General features: G+C 37.3%; 18 protein-coding genes. 9 read left to right on the forward strand and 9 right to left on the reverse strand.

All coding sequences use genetic code 11. The features are described 5' to 3' along the window. Window positions 1-9 precede the first annotated feature (9 nt). The 6 genes from JKG61_RS14840 (at window position 10) to JKG61_RS14865 (ending at window position 5,555) form a co-directional block, all read left to right on the forward strand. Window positions 10-882: an MbnP family protein gene (locus tag JKG61_RS14840; protein WP_202103736.1), complete on the forward strand. Its 873-nt coding sequence runs from the start codon at window positions 10-12 to the stop codon at window positions 880-882. Further along, window positions 882-2,003, forward strand: a complete 1,122-nt coding sequence (locus JKG61_RS14845; protein WP_202103737.1) for a cytochrome-c peroxidase — start codon at window positions 882-884, stop codon at window positions 2,001-2,003. Before JKG61_RS14840 ends, JKG61_RS14845 begins: the two co-directional genes overlap by 1 nt. Window positions 2,004-2,023: 20 nt before the next feature. Then, entirely contained in the window at window positions 2,024-2,911 is an 888-nt protein-coding gene (locus JKG61_RS14850) for an MbnP family protein (protein WP_202103738.1), read from the forward strand. A gap of 14 nt (window positions 2,912-2,925) precedes the next feature. Next, window positions 2,926-3,993, forward strand: coding sequence for a cytochrome-c peroxidase (locus tag JKG61_RS14855; protein WP_202103739.1), 1,068 nt, complete (start codon window positions 2,926-2,928; stop codon window positions 3,991-3,993). A 10-nt stretch (window positions 3,994-4,003) separates the two neighbouring features. Next, a complete protein-coding gene (locus JKG61_RS14860) occupies window positions 4,004-4,954 on the forward strand; it encodes a transporter family protein (protein ID WP_202103740.1) in 951 nt (316 codons plus the stop codon). Window positions 4,955-5,069: 115 nt separating this feature from the next. Next, window positions 5,070-5,555 carry a c-type cytochrome gene (locus JKG61_RS14865; RefSeq protein WP_202103741.1) on the forward strand — a complete coding sequence of 162 codons (486 nt, stop codon included), beginning with the start codon at window positions 5,070-5,072 and terminating at the stop codon, window positions 5,553-5,555. A 77-nt stretch (window positions 5,556-5,632) separates the two neighbouring features. On the opposite strand, the gene JKG61_RS14870 is transcribed toward JKG61_RS14865, so the two are convergent. The 9 genes from JKG61_RS14870 to JKG61_RS14910 form a co-directional block, all read right to left on the reverse strand. After that, complete coding sequence (locus tag JKG61_RS14870) at window positions 5,633-6,766, reverse strand: TlpA family protein disulfide reductase (RefSeq protein ID WP_202103742.1); 1,134 nt, start codon at window positions 6,764-6,766, stop codon at window positions 5,633-5,635. Window positions 6,767-6,787: 21 nt separating this feature from the next. Next, window positions 6,788-8,077, reverse strand: coding sequence for an amidohydrolase family protein (locus tag JKG61_RS14875; RefSeq protein WP_202103743.1), 1,290 nt, complete (start codon window positions 8,075-8,077; stop codon window positions 6,788-6,790). Between the two features lie 9 nt (window positions 8,078-8,086). After that, a complete protein-coding gene (locus JKG61_RS14880) occupies window positions 8,087-9,127 on the reverse strand; it encodes a thioredoxin family protein (protein ID WP_202103744.1) in 1,041 nt (346 codons plus the stop codon). Between the two features lie 11 nt (window positions 9,128-9,138). Beyond that, window positions 9,139-10,677 (reverse strand): PKD-like family lipoprotein, encoded by a 1,539-nt coding sequence (locus JKG61_RS14885; protein WP_202103745.1) that lies wholly within the window; start codon window positions 10,675-10,677, stop codon window positions 9,139-9,141. A 12-nt stretch (window positions 10,678-10,689) separates the two neighbouring features. After that, on the reverse strand, window positions 10,690-11,499 hold the full coding sequence (locus JKG61_RS14890; protein WP_202103746.1) for a DUF4843 domain-containing protein: 810 nt from the start codon (window positions 11,497-11,499) through the stop codon (window positions 10,690-10,692). Continuing rightward, window positions 11,496-12,950, reverse strand: coding sequence for a RagB/SusD family nutrient uptake outer membrane protein (locus tag JKG61_RS14895; RefSeq protein WP_202103747.1), 1,455 nt, complete (start codon window positions 12,948-12,950; stop codon window positions 11,496-11,498). The genes JKG61_RS14890 and JKG61_RS14895 overlap by 4 nt, the downstream gene beginning before the upstream one ends. 13 nt (window positions 12,951-12,963) lie before the next feature. Further along, entirely contained in the window at window positions 12,964-16,350 is a 3,387-nt protein-coding gene (locus JKG61_RS14900; RefSeq protein WP_202103748.1) for a SusC/RagA family TonB-linked outer membrane protein, read from the reverse strand. 66 nt (window positions 16,351-16,416) lie between these two features. After that, a complete protein-coding gene (locus JKG61_RS14905) occupies window positions 16,417-17,631 on the reverse strand; it encodes a FecR family protein (protein ID WP_202103749.1) in 1,215 nt (404 codons plus the stop codon). A gap of 130 nt (window positions 17,632-17,761) precedes the next feature. Next, on the reverse strand, window positions 17,762-18,391 hold the full coding sequence (locus tag JKG61_RS14910; protein WP_202103750.1) for an RNA polymerase sigma factor: 630 nt from the start codon (window positions 18,389-18,391) through the stop codon (window positions 17,762-17,764). Window positions 18,392-18,588: 197 nt separating this feature from the next. Here JKG61_RS14910 and JKG61_RS14915 point away from each other — a divergent pair, with 197 nt between their 5' ends. The 3 genes from JKG61_RS14915 (at window position 18,589) to JKG61_RS14925 (ending at window position 20,962) form a co-directional block, all read left to right on the forward strand. Next, the gene (locus JKG61_RS14915) at window positions 18,589-19,194 is read left to right on the forward strand and encodes an RNA polymerase sigma factor (protein WP_202103751.1); all 606 of its coding nucleotides are present in this window, start codon (window positions 18,589-18,591) and stop codon (window positions 19,192-19,194) included. 104 nt (window positions 19,195-19,298) lie between these two features. Next, window positions 19,299-20,471 carry a FecR family protein gene (locus tag JKG61_RS14920; protein ID WP_202103752.1) on the forward strand — a complete coding sequence of 391 codons (1,173 nt, stop codon included), beginning with the start codon at window positions 19,299-19,301 and terminating at the stop codon, window positions 20,469-20,471. 146 nt (window positions 20,472-20,617) lie between these two features. Next, window positions 20,618-20,962, forward strand: a complete 345-nt coding sequence (locus JKG61_RS14925; protein ID WP_202103753.1) for an STN domain-containing protein — start codon at window positions 20,618-20,620, stop codon at window positions 20,960-20,962. The last annotated feature ends 7 nt before the right edge of the window (window positions 20,963-20,969 follow it).

The raw sequence follows: 20,969 nt of genomic DNA on the forward strand, positions 1-20,969 counted from the left end.
AAAATAGACATGAATAAATTAATAATAATTGTTGCTGGCTTAATCGCTGTGTCTTTTACATCCTGCGAAAAGACTGAAATTAAAGAAGTTGAAAAAATCGTTTATGCCGATCAGGCGGGTTCTTTGTCGCTGACATTTGATGCCAAATATGGTGATTCCGATTTTGAATTGAATAAAAAATATCCCTACCAGTTGGTTAACTCGAGTGGAACCTATGATATGGAATTTGAATTTAGCCGACTTCGTTATTGGGTGAGTAATGTCAAGCTGATTGATAAAGACAATAAGGAGCATGCCATCGCAGATTCATACTATCTGGTGGAAGAAACCAATGAAATCGCTGTACAGCATTTGGTCAATGGTGAAAAATATCCGGCGACTAAACGCGAGGAGGTTAAGCTTAAAGATATTCCTTTGGGAGAATATAAGGCTATTAAGTTTTCTATAGGTGTTGATCAAAAATATAATGACAATATCGCATTAACTGCAGGCGAACTAGGATCACTTAATGGCATGGGTGTTAGCGATGGGTGGATGTGGTTTACCAGTTATAAGTTCTTGACGCTAGCTGGAACTATCCACTGGGCAGCTGGAACACCGACTTCTAAAGCCCTATCGTGGGAGACCGGATCAAATGCTTTATTTGATGGCGCTGAAAAAACGATAACGTTGACAACACCATTAAAAGTAGATGCACAAAATTCAGGTAAAGTTGTACTTAATGTCGACGTGAAGGAGTTGATCTCTGCTACAGACCTGCCTTGGGTCAATAATAGCATCAGTCAAGGAAAAAAAGATCTAATGATTGCATTGCGAGATACATTTTTAAGTAAGTCATTGACTTTGAAAGAGTCAACTTCATCTTCTGTTAAGACAAATTAATGTCGGTAACAAAAGAACATAAATATTTTAGCGGAGTCTTCTTTTTGTTGGTATTTCTGTTAGGCTTGTTTTCCTGTTCAAAGGAAGATGGCATGGACATTACTGACAAGGAGGAGTCTCCTTATACCTTGCGTCAACCGGCCTTGTTCCCAAAGGCGATTGAATCCGCTATTGATCCTAAAACCGGTTTGCCATCAAATCCACTGACCAAAGCGGGTGTCGAACTGGGCCGTAGGCTTTTTTATGACCCACTTTTGTCTGCCAATAAGCAGGTTTCCTGTGCAAGCTGCCACCATCAGGACAAAGCTTTTTCTGATGGTTTAGCGCTAACGACTGCTGGGGTATCGGGTAAGCCGTTGGAGCGACACTCGCCCACACTGATCAACTTAGCCTGGACAGACAAGGGCTTTTTCTGGGACGGTGGATCAACGAATCTGGAGTCGCAGGCTTTTGGTCCATTGACACATGCCGATGAGATGGGGATGTATTTGCCTGTTCTAGTCGAACGGTTACGAGCAGACGCTGACTATGTTGAATTATTTCACAAAGCCTTTGGGGATTTGCCAAGTGAACATCGGACGGCTATGGCCTTATCCCAATTTCAGCGGATCCTCGTCTCGGCAGATGCGCCATACGACCTATATCGTCGGGGAGAAAAGCCTAATATATTATCTGCCAGTCAACTTCGTGGACTAAATCTGGTTCAGCAAAAGTGCAGCAGCTGCCATGCTGGCGAACTGTTTACAGATAATAATTTTCACAATAATGGGATCGATGATGATTTCGGTGATGGATCGCATGAAGGTATTTATTGGGGAAGATATCGGATTACGTACAAACCGCTGGATTTAGGAGCTTTTAAAACGCCTACGCTGCGTAATGTGATGGTCAGCGCGCCTTATATGCATGACGGAAGGTTCAAAACAATAGATGAGGTACTCCATCATTATCGTTTTGGCATAAAACATACACCCGTCACGGCAAAAGCATTGTATCAAAACGATGGTCAGGTCGGTATACCCATGACAGACCAAGAGGTCGCTGATATTAAATCGTTTCTGAATACGCTGACAGATGATACGTTTTTAACGAACAAGGAATTTTCAAATCCCTTTAAGTAAACAACAGAAGAGATACAACAATGAAAAAAAACTTAAAAAATATAGTAGTGGCAAGTGTAGCATGCATACTTATGCTATCTGCATGTAAAAAGGACGATGACATTATCGATGAAAGTAAAATGGGTGATTTTTCCATTGAATTTGATCACATCGTAGGAGAGGACCGGTTCTATATTGATCCGAACTACCTCTACCGAAATGCCAAAGGCGAGCAATTTAGTATCCGAATCCTGATGTATTATATCAGTAATATCAAGCTTTATAAGGCTGACGGCAGTATTTATACGGTACCACAGGATGATAGTTACTTTTTGGTCAATGGAGCAGATCGAACAACACGGTTTACGAAAGTCAAGGTGCCCGAAGGAGATTATACAAAGGTTGAATTTATGATCGGTGTCGATCAGGAAAGAAATATGATGCCTATGGAACGGAGGACCGGCGTACTTTCATTCAATCCCGGAGAAGGACATGCTGGAATGTTCTGGACATGGAGCCAGGGTTACATATTTTTCAAACTGGAAGGCAACAGTGACGTAGTATCTGACGACCAACAGGGAGATCCTACAGGGAATAAGCAATTTAAATATCATATCGGAGGTTTTGGCTATCCTTTTGACGATCCCGAAGCAATGAATAACATAAAGGTTATTTCGGTTGATTTAACAAAGACAAGTGGAGATCATTTGGCACATGTTAGAACTGGCTTCAGGAGCAATGTACATTTGATGGTTGATCTCATGCAGATCTTTAATGGTCCAAATCAATGGAGCATTGCGAATAAACCTAATGTGATGTTCAATAAGGAAGACAGTGGTAAGATCGTAGGTAACTTTGCATCCTTGTTTACACACGACCATAGCGAGAACTATGTGAAAAGCGAGGAAGAATTGTCATCCAACCAGTAAAATGAGGTAGAAATATGAAAAAGATTTGGGTGCTGTCCTTAATTCTAGGACTGATCTGGGCCTGTAAGAAAGGTAACGACATTTTAGAGGAGGAGGAAATTTTTATTGGATTTGTACAGCCATCGAATTTTCCCGAACCGACTTACGATCTTTCCCGAAACCCAATCACTAAGGAAGGGTTCGAGTTGGGTAAAAAGCTTTTCTACGAACCCAGGCTATCACGAAACAACACCATTGCCTGCGGGAGCTGTCATATCCAAGGTGCTGGATTTACACATCATGGGCACGACGTAAGCCATGGGATAGATGACCGGTTGGGTACACGCAATCCTATGCCTATCATGAATCTGGCTTGGCATAGTGAGTTTTTCTGGGATGGTGGTGTATTTGATCTCGACCTGTCAGGAGTAAATGCCATACACAGCGAGGTAGAAATGGATGAAACAGTTCCAAATGTTTTATTGAAGCTGAGGGCTCGCCCCGAATACACCGCAATGTTTAAAAAAGCTTTTGGCACGGAGGAAATCACCGATGCGTTGTTTTTTAGGGCATTATCACAGTTTATGCTTATGGCGACAAGTAGTAACTCCAAATATGATAAAGTAATGCGGAAAGAAGATGGAGCGTCATTTACCGATTCGGAAACACGAGGCTACCTATTCTTTAAAAATAACTGTGCAAACTGCCACAAGGAACCTTTGTTTACAGACCTTAGTTACCGCAATAATGGAATACGTCCGAATCGAAGTGACGATAAAGGACGCGCTGTAGTTACGCATAATGTCAAAGACGAGTATAAATTTAAGGTGCCCTCTTTGCGTAACTTGTCTTTTACCGCACCCTACACGCACGACGGACGTTATCTTACGGTTAGTCGGATGCTGGATCATTATCGCCATGATATGGTGGATTCGCAAACACTGGACCCACTATTTCGTCAATCGGATGGTACGCTAGGTATTACAATGACAGAGGGAGAGAAAGCAGATTTAATGGCTTTTTTGAAAACGCTGGAAGACCCTACTTTTTTGTCAAATAAATTACTTTCGGAACCTTTTGGTTCTGATTTTATCGTGAATTAACAATTAGAATATGAAAAATTGGATTATACTATCGGTTTTGTTGGTCGCTACAATTTTAGCCAACATTCCGAAGACAATGGCTTGTGATGTTTGTGGTTGTGGTGTCGGTAGTTATTATTTAGGAATTCTACCTGATTTCAATAAGCGTTTTATAGGCTTACGTTATCAACAGAATAGACTACAGACCCATTTGGGTTCTAACGGTATCCGTACACCGAACTCTACAAACGAAACCTATCGCACAATGGAACTATGGGGGGCTTGGAATTTTGGCAATAAGTGGAGAGTACTGGCAATTGTTCCCTATAGTTTTAACGAGCGAACAGTTGGAACAAATACGTTAGAAACTGGTAAGAAGAATGGATTGGGCGATATTGTTGTGATGGGGCATTACAAATTATTTGATGATGCGCATACAACATCGTCAAACAAGCTACTTATGCAATCGCTTTGGGTGGGTGCTGGGATTAAGACACCTACCGGTACATATGATACCAGTGAACAGTCCAGTGCAGAGATGGGAGCTCCGAATAATTTCCAATTAGGCACGGCAAGTACTGATTTCATGATCAATGCTGCCTACGATATTCGGCTAATGGATGCAGGGGTAAATGTTAATACTACCTATAAGATCAATACGGAGAATAAACACGATTATCGATATGCAAATAAATTAACGGTCAACGCTCTGGCTTACTATAAATTCAATATCAAGAATAAAGTTCGTATTTCTCCAAATGCAGGAGTATTGTACGAGACCCAATCTAAAGATGTGCTTTACAATCGTTTCGACGTTGCTCAATCTGGCGGACAATCTACGATCGGGATTGCAGGTGTTGAGATCAACGTAGGGGCAATTTCAATCGGTGGGAATTTTCAGTCTCCGCTTAGCCAGAACTTGGCTGATGGACGGATCAAAGCTGGCAATCGTTTCATGACACATGTGTCGTTCTCCTTTTAATTCCAAAATTTATACAAATCAGCTATGAAATGTCCAGACTGCAAACCGAGCTTACGAGCTTTCCAAAGGAAATTTGTACATTCCATATGACCATTAAAAGTCAAATTGCTTACATATGAAAAGATTATATGTTTTATTCGGTGTCTGTCTTCTTGCAACAGTGATTGCCTGCAATAATGACCCGAAGACAAAGGACGCAGAAAAGCAACAGGAGTTAGAGGAGGAACGAAATGAAGTTGTCGTGCACGATTATCTTAAGGAAGGCAATAAAGGGATAGGGTCTATCAAATCCTTTACACAATCCGCATTTGATCAAGCTATTGTAGACGAAGGCAATAAGCTTTTCATCGTGAAGTGTACGATGTGTCATGAATATGGTGAAGATAAACTGGGGCCTGCTTTAAAGGGGGTAACGAAGAAAAGGACACCGGAGTGGATTTTAAACCTGCTGCTAAATACCGAAGAAATGTTCGAAAAAGATCCAGATGCATTAGCCATCAAAGATGATTTTCCAAGTATGATGGTCAGTCTAGGTCTGAACGAACTGGAAGCAAAATCCATACTCGAATACTTAAGGCAGGAAGATGCTAAAGTGAAATAATACCGGTTCAATCGATATTAATAGATTGAACCGATATTTGGTATTTTATATAAAATACCAAAGCTTAATTATCTTAGTTATTGTTTTACTCCAGAAGAATAAGTCTTCAACAGCCTTTCAGCCTCTTGCCTCATTTCAGGAGTGTATTGCATATGTGGGTTCGCTTCCATTATCTGGATAACTTTCTCTTGATGCTTAACGGCTAATTTAGTATCTCCATTTGTATGGTACACCTTAGCCAAAAATTCTTGGATACCTTTGTTGTTTTCATCTGAAATCGCAGCAATTTGTTCCGCAAATTTGACAGCTAAAGGGTAGTGGTCTTCTTTCTTATTGTCCATTATTGCGACAGCAAAATATGCTAATGTTAAAGGATCTTTATTATACTTTATTAATGCTGCATTAGCGATATTGACCGATTTGTCTATGTCTATTTTGGTATAAATTAAATATCTTTCTTGATCGAATACAGTAGACATCGCAGGACGCATACTTTCAAGTGAGTCCATTAGTAAAAGCGTTTGCTCAACATTATTTTCGCTTTTTGCGGTCTTGAATCTCTTAAATAGTGCGCTGTACAATTGACTTTCTTTCTGTGCAGCTTCGCGGAGTTTTGCTTTACCCTGCTCGTCATACTGGTTATTCACAATAGCATTTAGGACTTCATCTAATGAGGTCGGGCTACCCTTCCACGCTATTTTGCCATCTCTATCAACAATGAATGCTAAGGGGATTCCCGAGCTCCCACTAGCTTTTACCCATGTTTTCCACATTGTTGCTTCCGGTCCGTCAATCGCAACTGAATAATCCATTCCATCACCTAGTTTTTCGACAAATCTCTCTACCTTTTCAATATATGGAGCGTTTTTGTCTTTGGATCCCGCTAGCTCAAATGTGTTAAAGCTCAATATAGTTGCTCGATCTTTATATTCCTTTGATAATTTACTAAGGTGTGGCATTGCTGCTATACAAGGTCCACACCAGGTTGCCCAAAATTCCACCACGTAAACCTTGCCTTTTTGAAAAGATTTTACTTCTTCGCCTTTGATCCACTTTATATATTTGAGAGGTGGGGCCGGCATTCCTATTTGTAAAGTACTTGTTTTAGATGTATCGGTTTGAGCTAATGAGGCGTTCGTTGTACCAAATAAACAAATTGCCAAAAGTGCTTTTGTAGTACAAAGCGATATTTTTTTTAGTTGTTTTTTCATATAGTTTTACTTTATGGGGGTCTAGTATTTTTTTACTGAATCAGGTATGATTACATCTCCGTTTTTTATCACCATTTTGATTGATTGATAATTTCTAATGTTTTCTAGTGGGTTGGCCTCTAAAATTACAATGTCCGCATCTTTGCCGATGGCGATTGAGCCTTTTTTGGAAACACCACCAAAAGTTTCTGCAGCAATCAGAGTTGCGGATCTTAAGGCGTCAATTGGAGTGAATCCACACTTATCGATAAGTACTTGTAACTCATCGTAGATTGTCGGGTGTGGCTCTTTGGTATCGACCGACCAATCGGTACCCGCGGATATTTTAATACCTGACTTATATAATTTCTTTGTGAATTCAATTGCGTGGGGATAAGTTCCTGCTTTTTCACTAATCCATAGGGTAGCGTCCATAATAATGTTATTTGTCAACGCAGCTTCTATGAATGGATCTATGTTGACATTTTTAAAGTCAATAGAATTATACCTTGAAAGACTAACGTTTACATTTTTACCCGGATCTGTTAGACCTTCCCATTCAAGCATGTAAGCATGAGACAGAACCTTCATTCCTGATAAAGCAACTTCCGTCGGCTTGGCTGGAAATTGCATAGCATGTCCCCACACTTCTAAATTGAATTTCTTGGCGGCTTCAGCGAGATTTTTAAGGTACGATTTGTCATATCCCATATAGATTTTTATACCAGTTGCACCCGTCGCTTTGGCCGTTGCCATAACTATATCTAAATTATCACCCGGATTGACAAGTTGCACCCATGGTGCGAACTCTTGATCTTTAAGACCGACCATCCATGACTTTTGTTGACCATGTGTGAAATAATCGCGCGTTGCCATAAAAGCTGAATAATATATGTCGGGACCAATAGCCTCCTTTGCATCAATTGCTCGCTTGATTTCTGCTAATTGTCTAGCGTCACTACCTACGTCACGAACTGACGTTATTCCATGTCTAAGAAGGTAAGCAAGATCTTTTTTTAAGTCTTCACGAGATTTAAATGTAGTTAAGTGAGTATGAGCATCGATTATACCTGGAATTACAAACTTTCCTGTCAGATCTACAACCGAATCCTTTTCTTCATACTTTACTTTTTGACCAATGGCTGTAATTTTTTTGTCGGAGATGACTATGTCCATTTCTTTATGGATGGTTTTAGCCTCCACATCAATCAGACTTACATTTCTAAGTATTAATCTTTTCTGCGTATTCGTTTTTTTAACAGTCTGCGCTTGTATTGATAGAAATGATAGGATGACCGTTAGACAAATAATACCTTTTAGTACTGTATTCATATAATGTATTTAAAATAGGAGTTGTGTAAGATTAATTTTATTCTTCAAGGTGTTTGAAAGTTTGTCCGCAGTATCTATCAATATTGGCTTGTGGATATCATAATTTTTCTGTTTAGCAAGATGTGTGAGGAAGATCAATAAATTTTGTTTATCCGAGTCATTTAACGTCTGACTTCGCTTCAATAAAATTTTGCACAGCGATGAAATATCAGATTCTAGTATCAAACCTTTATTCTGAAGAGTGAAATCAGTAAGGGCGCTGGACAAAAACGGGTATTTACCGATTGTAGTTGACAACTCATTTAATAGTTGCTTTTGATCTGATCGTTCTTTGGTTAATGTTAAAGTCCAAGCTGGATTGGAAACCATACTTTTTAGCATCATAGTGCATTTTTCACCGTATCTTTTTTCAGCCCACTCAAAGTTCTCAATTAAGTAATTTATTATTTGACTATCCAAGCCGAAGAAATATTGGACTTTAGATAAATACTTATCAAAGAAGGTTTCCTCACTATACGTATAAAACAATGTTTCATAAACTTCTTTTAACTTTCTCTTATCTCCAACTTTTACTAAGCTCTCAATATATTTGTCTCCATATTCTGCTGGGTTAGAAACAAACTTTTCACGCAGCATGTTCAGTGGATCGGACTTGGCACTTTCTAATTTATCAATGAAAATTTTTGCGGAATTTGCTCCTCCCGTCGCTCTTGTAAATTCTTTACCATCTTTGTCCAAGAACAGAAAAGTAGGATACGAGGAAACTCCATAAGTTTTCTGTATATCATCGGGATCGGCTTCGTCAATGATGTATTTTAAAAATATATAGTTTTTGTTAACATAGGAACCCACTTCTTCTAATGGAAGAATATCGGCTACTATAGCTTTACATGGAGCGCATGTCGTACTGGACAACATGGCTAACACCTGCTTACCTTCTGTGTTTCCTTTGATAATGGCCTCTTTTAGAGAGCCTTCAAATACCGTAACTTGCGCTGCAGAACTTCCTATGAACGCAATAATAAATATAAATAATAATATTTTTTTCATGTCTTGTGAGCTTACATATAATTAATTTCGTCTTTACTGTAATCAAATGTCGGTAATGCATATTGGACATCTTTAACTTTTCCTTTACCCTCTAAGACCATCGCCGGAGCGCCGGTCGGTTGTCCACCCAACATGTTGTACAGGAATAGCCTGTATCTGCCGTCTTTAAAGGTTGCTAATACTAAGTAATTAAATCTATTGGTAGCATCATTAGCCCCATTCCAATATTTGTGTGCGATGTATGTGACTTCTTCATCGAGAGGGAAGGAATCTGGGGTAAGTTTTATCTCTTGCTCTGTATCAATATTATAAGCATATATTTCATTTTTCGATGAAACACTATATAATATACGGACGTCCTTTCCGTTTGTTGCATATCGAGACGCTTTGGACGAAGCCAAATCCTCTCTAAGTGTAATTACTTTTTCGATCGGATTACTGAAATTGGAATTTTTATAGTTAATACTGTATAGAAGTCTTTGATTAATGTCAGTATTACTTTGAAAGATAGCGGTAATACGGCTTCCTATAGAACTATGATGGAATGATCCCATAAATAGGCAGCTGTGAGGTATTTGATTAGGCGTTGCTATTTTACCATCGTCACTAAATTCATGGATCGCTCCGTTACGGTCTGTGGCGAGAAAGCGCTTGCCTGAAGAATCAAAATAGAATAAACTAGATGCTTGTTGACATTTGACAATATAGGGGCTGATACCAGCAGGTTGTGTAGCTATCCCAAATTTTCCGGAAGTATATAGACCAAATTCGGGCATTGAAACTGTTGAATATATTCCTTGACTGGTTACCATATATGTTGTGTATCCTATTCTGTTGAAAAAATATGGTACTTCATTCGTATTTTTATCTTCAAAAAACATGTCTTGGTAGCCGTATATCTGCTGCATATCATTTATTCGTAAAGTACGTGCCTCTAATGTAGTCATCGGAACGATAACTTTACCTCCGACCATTTTTTGTACTTTATTATCAATAAAAGAATATCCGAAATTTATACCAAGATTCGTAGGCTTTCCAGGCATTGAATGCCCCTCTGTCCGTATGATCAAGTCTTCTGCTTTGTTCATATCATTGATGTGAAGATCTAAATCTGTTTCCCCAATATTGGTTTCTTTCAGTACATAAAATCCTCTAGCAAAGCGAGTCGTTGACTGTAAATTGGTACTCTTTGAGACGATATAGTTATTGGTTTTATTTTTTACCTGAAATGTCAGAATATAATCTCCCTGAGGTATATTTAAACTATAATTTAGATCTTTTTTATCACCAATCGTGTCAATTTCTGCAACCGTGGAATTTTGTTTGGGGTAAACCATCCAAAGATATTCTAGATTTTTTTCATCTATTTTTGTATCTATATTGGGCACGATCGAAATTGTTTCTTCTAAAGAATATCCAGAATAATTTTCGTTTATCCCATTTATAGCAATTTCTTCTATAGGCAAGTATTCATAGTTTCCCTGATCTTTGTAGCAAGAAACTATTAGAAATATTGTGCATGTGGCTATCGCAATGATTTTCGTTCTCATGATAATTTTGATTTATGGAAATGAAACAACTGTTTTATTCTCTTCCTGGAGCGGAGAAAGTGCTGGAGTCATAGCAGCTCTTCTTTGGTTTTCCTCATTAAGTTTTCGTTTATAAATTCCATTTATATACGTAACATAATCACCATCAAATTTTTCATTATAAAAACCGACAGTAGCAAAGCCTAAGCCGTCCATATATTTTTCATCGATGGCTTCTCCAGAAGCATCAATCATGAATTGATGCTTCACTTTGCCATAATTTCCGAAGTAAAAGGTCGCAGCACTGTTCCAATTTGCGGGTTTTGATAGTGCATCGGTTATAGTAATTAGCAGTTCAGACCTCGATTCGTAACCAGCTCTAAATACGCCATTATCTTTTATACGCAGTTTTAGATTTACTGTTCTGTTTTTTAGAGATGCTTCTCTATGAACAATAATTGGTAGGGAAGCTGTAGTCGATCCAGCAGGAATTATGTAGTTTTTTTTGTATTGGTCAGCTGTTAATGCTGTAAAATGTACGTCAGGATCCGCATCATTTTCACCGGTAAGAACTTGTTCAAGTTCTATAGGACGGTCGCTATTGCGAATGAATCCGATAGTTTTTAATTTAACATATAGTGTATCAGTGTTCTGCGTTCCGTATACAAAAGTATGTGCCAAAACATAGCTACTCGGTACGGAGGGAAGTATTACACTTCCTGTTTCCTCTCCGTGCAGAAAGATTAATTTGTCTTGGTCATCACTGTAGAGTGGTAAGTCTTTGGTGCAACTGATTTGTATCAGAGTAACAAAAGTTGCTGCGTAAAAGATTAAATTTTTCATAAATTTGGATTAATTTCGGTTAAAGGAAGCGGTACTAAGTAATTATCTTCAGTAACTGGAGTTACAAGATCGATCATAGATGAGGAGCTTTTCCTTTTATAGGTAAAAAACATTTGTCCTTCTGCATAGAATTCTCGACGATATTCTTTTATCAATTCTCTATCCAGTAGCTCTTTATTCGAAAATCCAGTACTTGTCAATACGTTTCTAGCTGCCATATATTTTACATATAGCTCGTTTGCTTCTGACAATGGCCCTGTCTCCATTGCAATTAAATACAACTCTGATAGCCTTAATATGGGTATGATACGATTTGTCAAGTTGCTTAAATTTTGTACTGGATTATATTTTTTTAAGGATGGTCGTCTTACAGAAGATGTAATAGAGACTGTATTTCGATTCCAGGTAAATGTATTTCTTAAGCTCGTTTCAAAACCTAAGAATAAATCTCTAAATCTAGCCTCTGTTAATGAAAGAGTTGAAGTACCTACAGTTGTTTCTCCGCCCAAAAGATTGGGGATGTAATTTTGTAATTCGTTATTACTTAATGCCATTAGACATTCTGAAGGGAGGGCATATCCACCTTTATTGTAATCTTCTTGTGTAGCAAGCGTAATGAATTGATTCCCTTCTTTAGTTTTAGCGTCAATAACTACTTTAGCTGCTTTGTATGCTTTTTCAGTTTGATTAGTGTATAAATAAAATCGTGCCTGTAAAGCCTTGACTGCGTAATAATTGAAACGAAACTGCCTGAACTGCAAAAATGAATCTTCTAAAATATCCGCTTCTGAGCTCAATTCTTCAAAAGTGTAATCAAAAAGCGGGTCTTTTTCAAATAATAATTCTTCTGCTTTAAGAAGGTCTTCTTCTAACTTTTGTATGTACTGTTCATAAGTGTAGTAAGGTACATTCTCTCTAGACACTTTATCCAAATAAGGTAAGGAAATTCTTTTTCCGGGATTTTGTGGGAGTTGTCCAAATAAGCGTAAAACATCCAATTGACAAAAACTTCTGATTGCCAAAGCCTCTGCCTCTATGATAGCTCTTGTATTAGGATTGCTGATTGTCGAGCCTTTTTCAGGTATATTTTCCAAAATAGAATTTGCCTGTACAATAACATTGAAAAGATTTCCATAAATTGAAGATACAATTGTCTGTGAAGCAGTGTGTGTGTAATCAAACCTGCTTACAGGATACAAGGTTGGGAAATTGGTTATATTATCGATTTCCCACAGTTGGGCCAATGCTTCGGTTACCGACATAGTCATGTTATCCCCATATAGACTTCGATTATTCATTTTTACATAGCATCCTGTAAGTACGTCTCGAAATCCTTTGTATGTGTCAAAATTTTGGTCTGCACGAACTTGTGTCTGTGGCCTAACTTCGAGCCAATCATTGCACCCTGTCAATGAAATTGAACATAATAATAGTAATATTAGCTTTTTCATGTTTACGTTTAATTTAGAAAGTCAGTGAGATATTAGTACTTATATTTCGAGCAAAAGGATAATCGATACCTCGCTCCACCTGTATAGTAGAAAAATAAAACACATTTGACATGTTGATACCTAACATCAATGATTCTATTTTAAATCGTTTGAGTTTTTGAGTATCAAATCGGTATTGTAAGCTCATACTTTGCAACTCAAATATGCGTTGATCCATGACAAATCTCGAAGATCCTCTGGTCGAATAACTGTCTGCAAAACCTTTGAAAAATGTTACATCTCCTTCTTTAACCCATCGCTGTTCTAATACGCGTTTATCAACATTTCTAGAAGAAATGTCTGCTGGGCTTACTTCGACTCTGTCAACCAATGTTTGATTATACATATAGCCCCCCCATTGTACACCGAAAGATAGATTTAGTGTCAGATTTTTATATGTCGTAAGAGAACTCATATTACCTCTGAATAATGGCTCCGCCGAACCCAAAAAGACTTTGTCGGAGGGATTCCATTGATCAGTGATATTACCATCACGATCGATGTAAACTTCTTTTCCGCTACTGGGATCTATGCCCTTAGATCTTACCGCGTAAATACTATTTTGAGGTCTCCCCTCAAAAAACAAGTTACTTACCTCAACATTCTGATCTCTATACAACTGATTTTGCATTTTGACAGCATCGGAAAGTTGTGTGATTTTGTTTCTATTGTATGCTAATTTAGTCGATAGCATCCAGGTGAAATTGTTTCTATCATCCTTAACAACAAATCCTGATAATGCAGATTCAAACCCTAGGTTTTGTACCTCTCCAACATTGTCCGTGTATGTCGAAAATCCTGTAGCGAGTGGAATGTTCATTGCGGAGAGCAAGTTGCTTGTTTGCTTTTTATACAGATCGAAAGATCCTGATAAACGATTATTAAACAGCGCAAATTCCAAACCTCCATTTAATTGATCCGTAATTTGCCATTTTAGATTTTCATTACCTAACCCCATTAGCCTCGAAGCATTCCAAAGCGCATAGCGTTGATCCGTATAATACTCAAAAGTTGAAAGCGCTTGATACGCCGCAAATTGTTGTGAGCCAGTTTCTCCGATTGAACCTCGCAACCGTAATGTGCTTACGGTAGCATTATTTTTTAAAAAGCTCTCATTGTGAAGATTCCAGCCTATACCGGTACTCCAGAACGGAGCAAATTTGTTACGACTCCCAAATTGGGATGAGCCATCTATACGTAATGAAGCGTCTATAAACAGTCTGTTGTCATACGTATATGTAGCATTAGAAGTAATCCCTAATCTGCGGTTTATATCTTCGTTAGCCGTCGGCTTGCCGTTCAATCTATACTGTAAAGCGTTTCCTAAGAATCCTAGACCATCATCGGAAAATCCTTCAGCGCCAAATTGATAATTATATGTACTTCTCTGAGCGATAGAATAATCAATAGCAGCATAGATCTGATGCTTTGCTTTAATTAACTTTGAATAACTTAAAGTCAAATTTGCGTCACCGTTAACATCCTCGCCGGTACCATAGTCATAAGTACCCTTTCTAACACTTCCATCTACGCCTTGATATACTTCGGATAGAAAACTAGAGTGTTCTGGTGAAAGGAAAATGTCACTGCTGTTCATCCTCTTCGATAAGCCCAATTGTCCTCGAACCATCAGACTTTGGGTTAAATTCCACTCTATTGAAAAGTTATTTATAATTTCGGTATATTTACTCTGATTTAGATTGTTTAGAGATGCATCATATAGCGGATTACTCAATCGACCTGTTTGATAAAAATCTAAAAAATATCTTCGCATTTCCCCATTCTCGTCGTGTATGGATTCATAAGGCTGTGCGTTGGCATACGAGCTCAACGATCCATATTTACTTTCGATTCCTTTGTTAATACCGACATTAGTCTGGTTTCTGAACAATAGATTTTTATAGGTGTAAGAAAGAGTTATGGCTCCATTAAAATTGTTTCTTACGGATCCTTTCATAGCCCCACTAATATTATTATATCCTAACGTTGTTCCCCAGCGAAACTCTTCTCCACCGCCTTCCAAGCGTAGATTATGTCTTTGACCAATACCGGTTCTTACAGGTTGGCTCAACCAATCCGTGTTCACCCCTTCCAAGACATTTTTTAACCTTCGCTGATAGAGGTTTTGATAATTTATTTCTGTAGTCGCATTGTTCGCGTTGCTGTACAGACCGGTCAGTCGCTCTAAATGAAGTTTTCCTTCAGCGTCCAATAATGAATAAGAAGTCAGGTCGGGAGCTTCGATGTTAACTCCTGCTTGATATGAAATCCGAAGTTTTCCGGGCTTTGGTGCTTTAGTAACAATGACAATCACGCCGTTTGAACCCCTGGATCCATAGATAGCCGTAGCAGCGGCATCCTTTAGAATATTTATAGATTCTATTTCCTGATCATTATAGTCCATTAGTTTAGTGAGACTAATTTCAAAACCGTCCATAATGATTAATGGTGTGTTGACTTTTTGTCGTACGCCCTCATTAAATTCCTGTACATTTAGTGGCAACGACGAATTACCACGGATATTAATTTCGGGAAGAGCGTTTGGGTTGCTTCCCAGATTATTATTAACTATAATGTTAATCGCAGGATCTATGTTACGTAATGTCTGGATTAGATTTTGTCCTTTGTACAAAGAAAGCTGTTCTTTCGTTATGGTAGAAACGGCTCCTGTATAGCTTTCGCGAGATTTTTTAAATATACCCGTTACTACAACATCATCAATTTGGGCGACTGCATCTTCCAACGTTATGTTAATGACGATTCGATTTCCAATTTGTGTATCTATACTTTTTTTACCCATGTAGCTAAACGTCAGGGTGTATTTTTTTTCGTCTGGTAAATGCATGAAGTAGCTACCGGTAGCGTCTGTAACTGTGCTAACATTTTGAAGTTCTTTAACACTTATTGTTGCTCCAGAAATGGGTTTACCTTGAGCGTCTGTAACTTTTCCACTTACGATTATTGTACGTTGGGTGTTTGCGGGGCTCGTTCTTTTTTGCGATTTTATAATGAAGACAATATTTTTGTCAATCTGAAATGTATATCCTACAGGAGTTAGAACGGTACCTAAAATGGTCTCCAAGGAGGATTGTTGCAGCTTTGATGACACTAAAATCGTTTCATCAATAATTTCCTTGTCATAAGTAAAAGTTACTCCAGTTTTTTGTTTAAGATCATTCAGTACAGTCCGTAATGTTGATTTCTGGTAGTTAATATCTAATTTTTTCTGGAACTGTGCTGTTGCAGTCAATGTAAATAGCAGGTTTGTCAATATTATTGCCATAACTGGAACTGAAAATTTGATCAACATTTTTGACGTTAGACCTACTTTTTTATAGGCTATCCATTTTCTATATTTCATAAATTAAAAAGGTTAATGTTAGTTTTTTTACTTCTAATTGCGTTATCCCAAAGGGGATGATCTGTTTTATTTCTGTACGGTTATCTTGTTTTCTTTCATTGTTATAGTTAATTTGCTTAGTAATCCTAATTTTTCTATTGTGTGAGACAAATTATATCGAGGTATCAATCCTCTATATTTCTTAGTTTTTGAAATGTTATTCCCTATCTGATAACCTACTCCATACCATTCAGATAACATATCCATAATCTCCTCAAGTGTTTTTTCTTCGATAACAAAATACCCTTCTCTCCAGGCAGAAATAAGATTGACATCCACATTTTTGACATCGAGTTGGCCGTTCTCTACATTTAAACTTGATTGTTGACCAGGAACCAGTTTCTGTATTTTACCGTTACTAGTTTCGACTTTCACGGTTCCTGATAATAAAGATGTAACAATATTGTTTTTGTACTCTACTACATTAAATTCAGTACCTAATACGGTTATATCTTGACCTTTTGTTTTTACTGTGAAAGGACTGTTCTTGTTTTCTGTAACTTTAAAGAAGGCCTCTCCTTGAAGTTGCACAGCTCTGTTTTTGCTTGAAAATTTTACGGGGTAGTTTAACTCCGAACCTGCATTGAGCCATACTTCGCTCTTATCACTTAGTACAATTTTATAGGTCATACCATTAGGTATTTTCAGCGTAAGCACGTCGGATTTCTTAATCTTTTCATCTATCTCATTAAGCGAAGTGCCGTCAGAATATTTTATTTCGTCACCGATTATAATACCATCCTGCGTATCGTTAAGGACTACTGATTTTCCATTCGCTAATGTCAGCGTTATTTTTTCTGTCTTTTTATCTCTTAATTCATTTTTATCGACTGTTTTTTCTTCTGCTAAAATATTATCTGTCACTGAAGATGTATATTTTATAAGCCCCCAGATACCTACGCAGGTAAATATAGCAGCGACAGCTCCCCATTTCAGGATGAAATTTTTCCGAAGTCTTTTAATTCTACTTCTTTGTGGAAGAGATACCTCTCCGGTTTGATGTATGATATTTCGTAGTTTTGATTTTGTGTTGAGACCTATACGATCAACTTCGGATTTTGGTAATTTACTTTCTTCATTCTTCTCGAATACGTTTCGTATTAAAAGAGCGATTTCTTGATTTTCAATATCATTTTGATCTTTTGTTACTTTTGCTAGAATATCGTCAAAATCATTTTTGGAATGTGTATCGTTTAAGAGTTTTTTAAACAATATGGACATGTCTTTTTTACGTTTGCTCATTCGTTCATGAATATTTAATACATTTTTTACATATTCTTAATATGTTATATGCTTAAGTGACAAAAAGCAATACCCCTGCTAACTTGTTTTTTTTTTAAGTAGCTGTAAATCAGTTTATTTTTTTTATGATTTATTTAAGATAGAAAGATATGGATGCTGTAATGAGCAGAATTAGGCCTTCCTGAGAAGAAAAATACTGGCGCAGAAATTTATTCGCTTCGGTAATATGTTTATTAACAGCAGAGGTTGAGATTCCTAATTGAGCTGCTACCTCATTGTAACTAAGTCCGTCTAGTTTGCAGAGTGTAAAAATACGTTGTCTTTGTGGGGGTAATAGAGATATAGCTTCTCTTACCAATTTAATATTTTCTTCACGTAAAAGATCTTCCTCCAGATTTGTATAGATGTATTTACTTGCTTGGAGTATGGAATTTTTCAATCTCTCATCTCTAGCCGCTTTTCTATACATTTCGAGTACTAAGTTTTCAGCAATTTTATTAAGCCAGGGCCTTAGTGGACGATCTGCATCAATTTGTCCTCGATATTGCCATAGCTTCAAGAATAGCTCCTGTAGTAGCTCTTCTACAAGTTCTGGAGATTTAAGTAATCTAAAAAAAATATGTGTCAAATTGGTATAATGTCGATCATACAATATTTCAAATGCAGTATAGTCTCCCTGTTGCAATAATACGACTAGCTCTCTTTCAGAGAGCGAATCATTTGAGGCATTTTGCATTACTGAAGAAGTCTGACCGTTCATAATTTTTTTCAAATTAAAACAATTTGAGAACTCTTTTCAAAATATTGTTTATTTCTTTTTATAGTTATCTTCGATTTTCTTTCTCTTAAAGATAAGAGTTATTTGGTATTGTGCTTTTATAGTAGCGTGAATTAAATAAAGATAAAATTTGTTGATTTTGATTTTTTTAAACAATTTAGCAAGAAATCAACACCCAGATGTCTCAAAGAAATGCCGACGATCAGAAAGAAAGTGAATTGTTAATTCAGCTGAAAGAAGGCGATGAGAAAGCATTCAGGGAGATTTATGAACTATATAGTATACCTATTTTAAGGCGGTTGAACTCTCTTCTTAAAGACAGAGAGGTTGCCAAAGAAGTTTTACAGGATATTTTCCTGAAATTTTGGGAGAAACGTGTTGAAATTAATATAAATAGATCGCTACGTGCCTATTTATATCAAATCGCCGAAAATCGAGTTGTAGATTTTTCTAGAAGAGCTAGATTGGATAGTAAATTTCTAAATCATATTATATATTTAACGACAGAATTACAACGTGATACTGAACAGGCTATCGATTTTAAGGAAAGTAGTGCGATATTAGATAACGCGATCGACAAACTTCCTCCTCGTAGAAAAGAAGTCTTTAAATTGTGCAAGATTGAAGGTAAAAGCTATGAGGAGGTAGCTCAACTACTTGGGATATCTATTGGTTCTGTTAATGATCACATGGTTAAGGCTCTCCGTTCTATACGTAAGTATCTCACAGATAACGATGTTCTCCTCATGTTACTTATAGCAGATATATTCCGTTATCTGAAATAAAGGTTTCCGCAAAGTCTTGTGAAAAATAAATTTTGTATTTTTTTCCATAAAGAGCATATGGTCGCTGGTAGTTGTACGTCTTAGCTTATAAATAGACCCATATTGTGCAGGAAAAAGAATTAAAAGAATTATTCGAGAAGTATTTGAAAAATACGTGTTCGGAAGAAGAGGTTAGAATGTACTTTAACTACTTTGATACCGATGCAGAACCCTGTATACGAAAATTTATTAGGGAAGAACTAGAAAAAGACTTAGTTACGGAGAATTTGGAGGAAGAAGCTCTTTTGGCTGATACTGCCTCGAAGGTCTATAATGATATTGAAATTACACTGAATTTAAAAAAAATATATCGTCCATTTTACTCGTTCAAGAGGTTTTGGCTTAGTGTTGGCGCGGTTGCAGCTGTATTTATATTCCTAATTTTAAGTACATATTATATTATCTATGAACAAGAATCGCCAGCTTTTCATATGCATTCTCAAAATCATAGCGATGATCTTCCTCCTGGGACTTATAGCGCATTATTAACACTGGCTGATGGTCGTAGTATAGATCTTAAAGATATCGACGGGGGGATTCGCATAGGGGGAGATATCAGCTATGACGATGGAGAGATTATTACGACAGCTACGACAGGTGACCTGAAGTTGACCGTGCCTAGAGGTGGAACGTATCAACTTACTTTAGAAGATGGAACCCAAGTGTGGCTAAATTCCGATTCAGAATTAATTTACCCGGCTCATTTCGGTACGAATAACCGTAATGTGGAACTGCGCGGTGAAGCCTATTTTAAAGTTTCTAAAGATCAAAAGCGACCATTTTACGTTGGATCTTCGGATCAGCAGATCAGAGTCATTGGTACGGAGTTCAATGTTAACAGTTATCCCGAGAATGTTGATGCCGTCACCACATTAGTGGAAGGGAAGGTACAGATTGTTGATACAAAAACCAATCAAAACAAGACGTTGGTACCAGGAGAACAAAGTATTGTTGGAGAAAGCAGAATAGAGGTGAATAGGGTTGATGTAGCGCCCGTAATATCTTGGAAGAAAGGACAGTTTAATTTCGAGAATAAAAATCTAAAGATCATCATGGATGAATTTGCCCGGTGGTACAATATTGAAGTGCAATATCAAGGTGTTATTCCCTCGGTAAATCTGTATGGAGACATAAACAGAGACGTCAATCTTTCCTTCGCATTGCAAGTTTTGGAGAGTGCTGGGATAAGGTACAAATTGAAGGGAAGGGTTCTAACAATTGTTGGAAGTAACAAATAAATAATATGTAATAACTAAAAATAATTATGACGTGTGATGCTAGCGTCTTTAAAAAAAGGGAATGATTACCCTTAATTAGCTACTGATCAATTGATGTTAAACTAACCAAAGCTTAATTAATGAATTCAAATTATTGTAAACTAAAGGTGAGAACATTTTTAGTGTTTTTTTTAGCATGTATCATGCAGTTAAATGCGAAGACCTTTTCGCAGACTATCACACTTAAGGCAAAAGACATGGCTTTTTTAGATGTGCTAGATGTCGTCAGAAAACAAAGTGGCTTTACAGTCACTGGTGATCGTAATTTACTGTTAAAGGGAAATCCAGTAACTGTAAATGTCAAAGATTTGCCGTTAGCTAGTTTTCTGAATCTTTTAATGAAAGAACAGCCGTTTACTTCGGAAGTTCAAAATAGAAGTATTATCATAAAGAAGGCGAAGAATAGTAACCAAAACCCAGTCAAGCTCTTAAAACCGTATAGCGAGTCGTAGGAAGGAA

Source organism: Sphingobacterium faecale, from assembly GCF_016746095.1.
In the GTDB taxonomy this organism is placed as follows: domain Bacteria; phylum Bacteroidota; class Bacteroidia; order Sphingobacteriales; family Sphingobacteriaceae; genus Sphingobacterium; species Sphingobacterium faecale.

Bases quoted from the DNA above. Each gene is read 5' to 3' on its own strand.
- JKG61_RS14905 (WP_202103749.1), bottom strand. From the start codon at position 17,631: ATGAGCAAACGTAAAAAAGACATGTCCATATTGTTTAAAAAACTCTTA.
- JKG61_RS14915 (WP_202103751.1), top strand. From the start codon at position 18,589: ATGTCTCAAAGAAATGCCGACGATCAGAAAGAAAGTGAATTGTTAATT.
- JKG61_RS14910 (WP_202103750.1), bottom strand. From the start codon at position 18,391: ATGAACGGTCAGACTTCTTCAGTAATGCAAAATGCCTCAAATGATTCG.
- JKG61_RS14895 (WP_202103747.1), bottom strand. From the start codon at position 12,950: ATGAAAAAGCTAATATTACTATTATTATGTTCAATTTCATTGACAGGG.
- JKG61_RS14840 (WP_202103736.1), top strand. From the start codon at position 10: ATGAATAAATTAATAATAATTGTTGCTGGCTTAATCGCTGTGTCTTTT.
- JKG61_RS14850 (WP_202103738.1), top strand. From the start codon at position 2,024: ATGAAAAAAAACTTAAAAAATATAGTAGTGGCAAGTGTAGCATGCATA.
- JKG61_RS14900 (WP_202103748.1), bottom strand. From the start codon at position 16,350: ATGAAATATAGAAAATGGATAGCCTATAAAAAAGTAGGTCTAACGTCA.
- JKG61_RS14845 (WP_202103737.1), top strand. From the start codon at position 882: ATGTCGGTAACAAAAGAACATAAATATTTTAGCGGAGTCTTCTTTTTG.
- JKG61_RS14875 (WP_202103743.1), bottom strand. From the start codon at position 8,077: ATGAATACAGTACTAAAAGGTATTATTTGTCTAACGGTCATCCTATCA.
- JKG61_RS14880 (WP_202103744.1), bottom strand. From the start codon at position 9,127: ATGAAAAAAATATTATTATTTATATTTATTATTGCGTTCATAGGAAGT.
- JKG61_RS14860 (WP_202103740.1), top strand. From the start codon at position 4,004: ATGAAAAATTGGATTATACTATCGGTTTTGTTGGTCGCTACAATTTTA.
- JKG61_RS14870 (WP_202103742.1), bottom strand. From the start codon at position 6,766: ATGAAAAAACAACTAAAAAAAATATCGCTTTGTACTACAAAAGCACTT.
- JKG61_RS14855 (WP_202103739.1), top strand. From the start codon at position 2,926: ATGAAAAAGATTTGGGTGCTGTCCTTAATTCTAGGACTGATCTGGGCC.
- JKG61_RS14865 (WP_202103741.1), top strand. From the start codon at position 5,070: ATGAAAAGATTATATGTTTTATTCGGTGTCTGTCTTCTTGCAACAGTG.
- JKG61_RS14885 (WP_202103745.1), bottom strand. From the start codon at position 10,677: ATGAGAACGAAAATCATTGCGATAGCCACATGCACAATATTTCTAATA.
- JKG61_RS14890 (WP_202103746.1), bottom strand. From the start codon at position 11,499: ATGAAAAATTTAATCTTTTACGCAGCAACTTTTGTTACTCTGATACAA.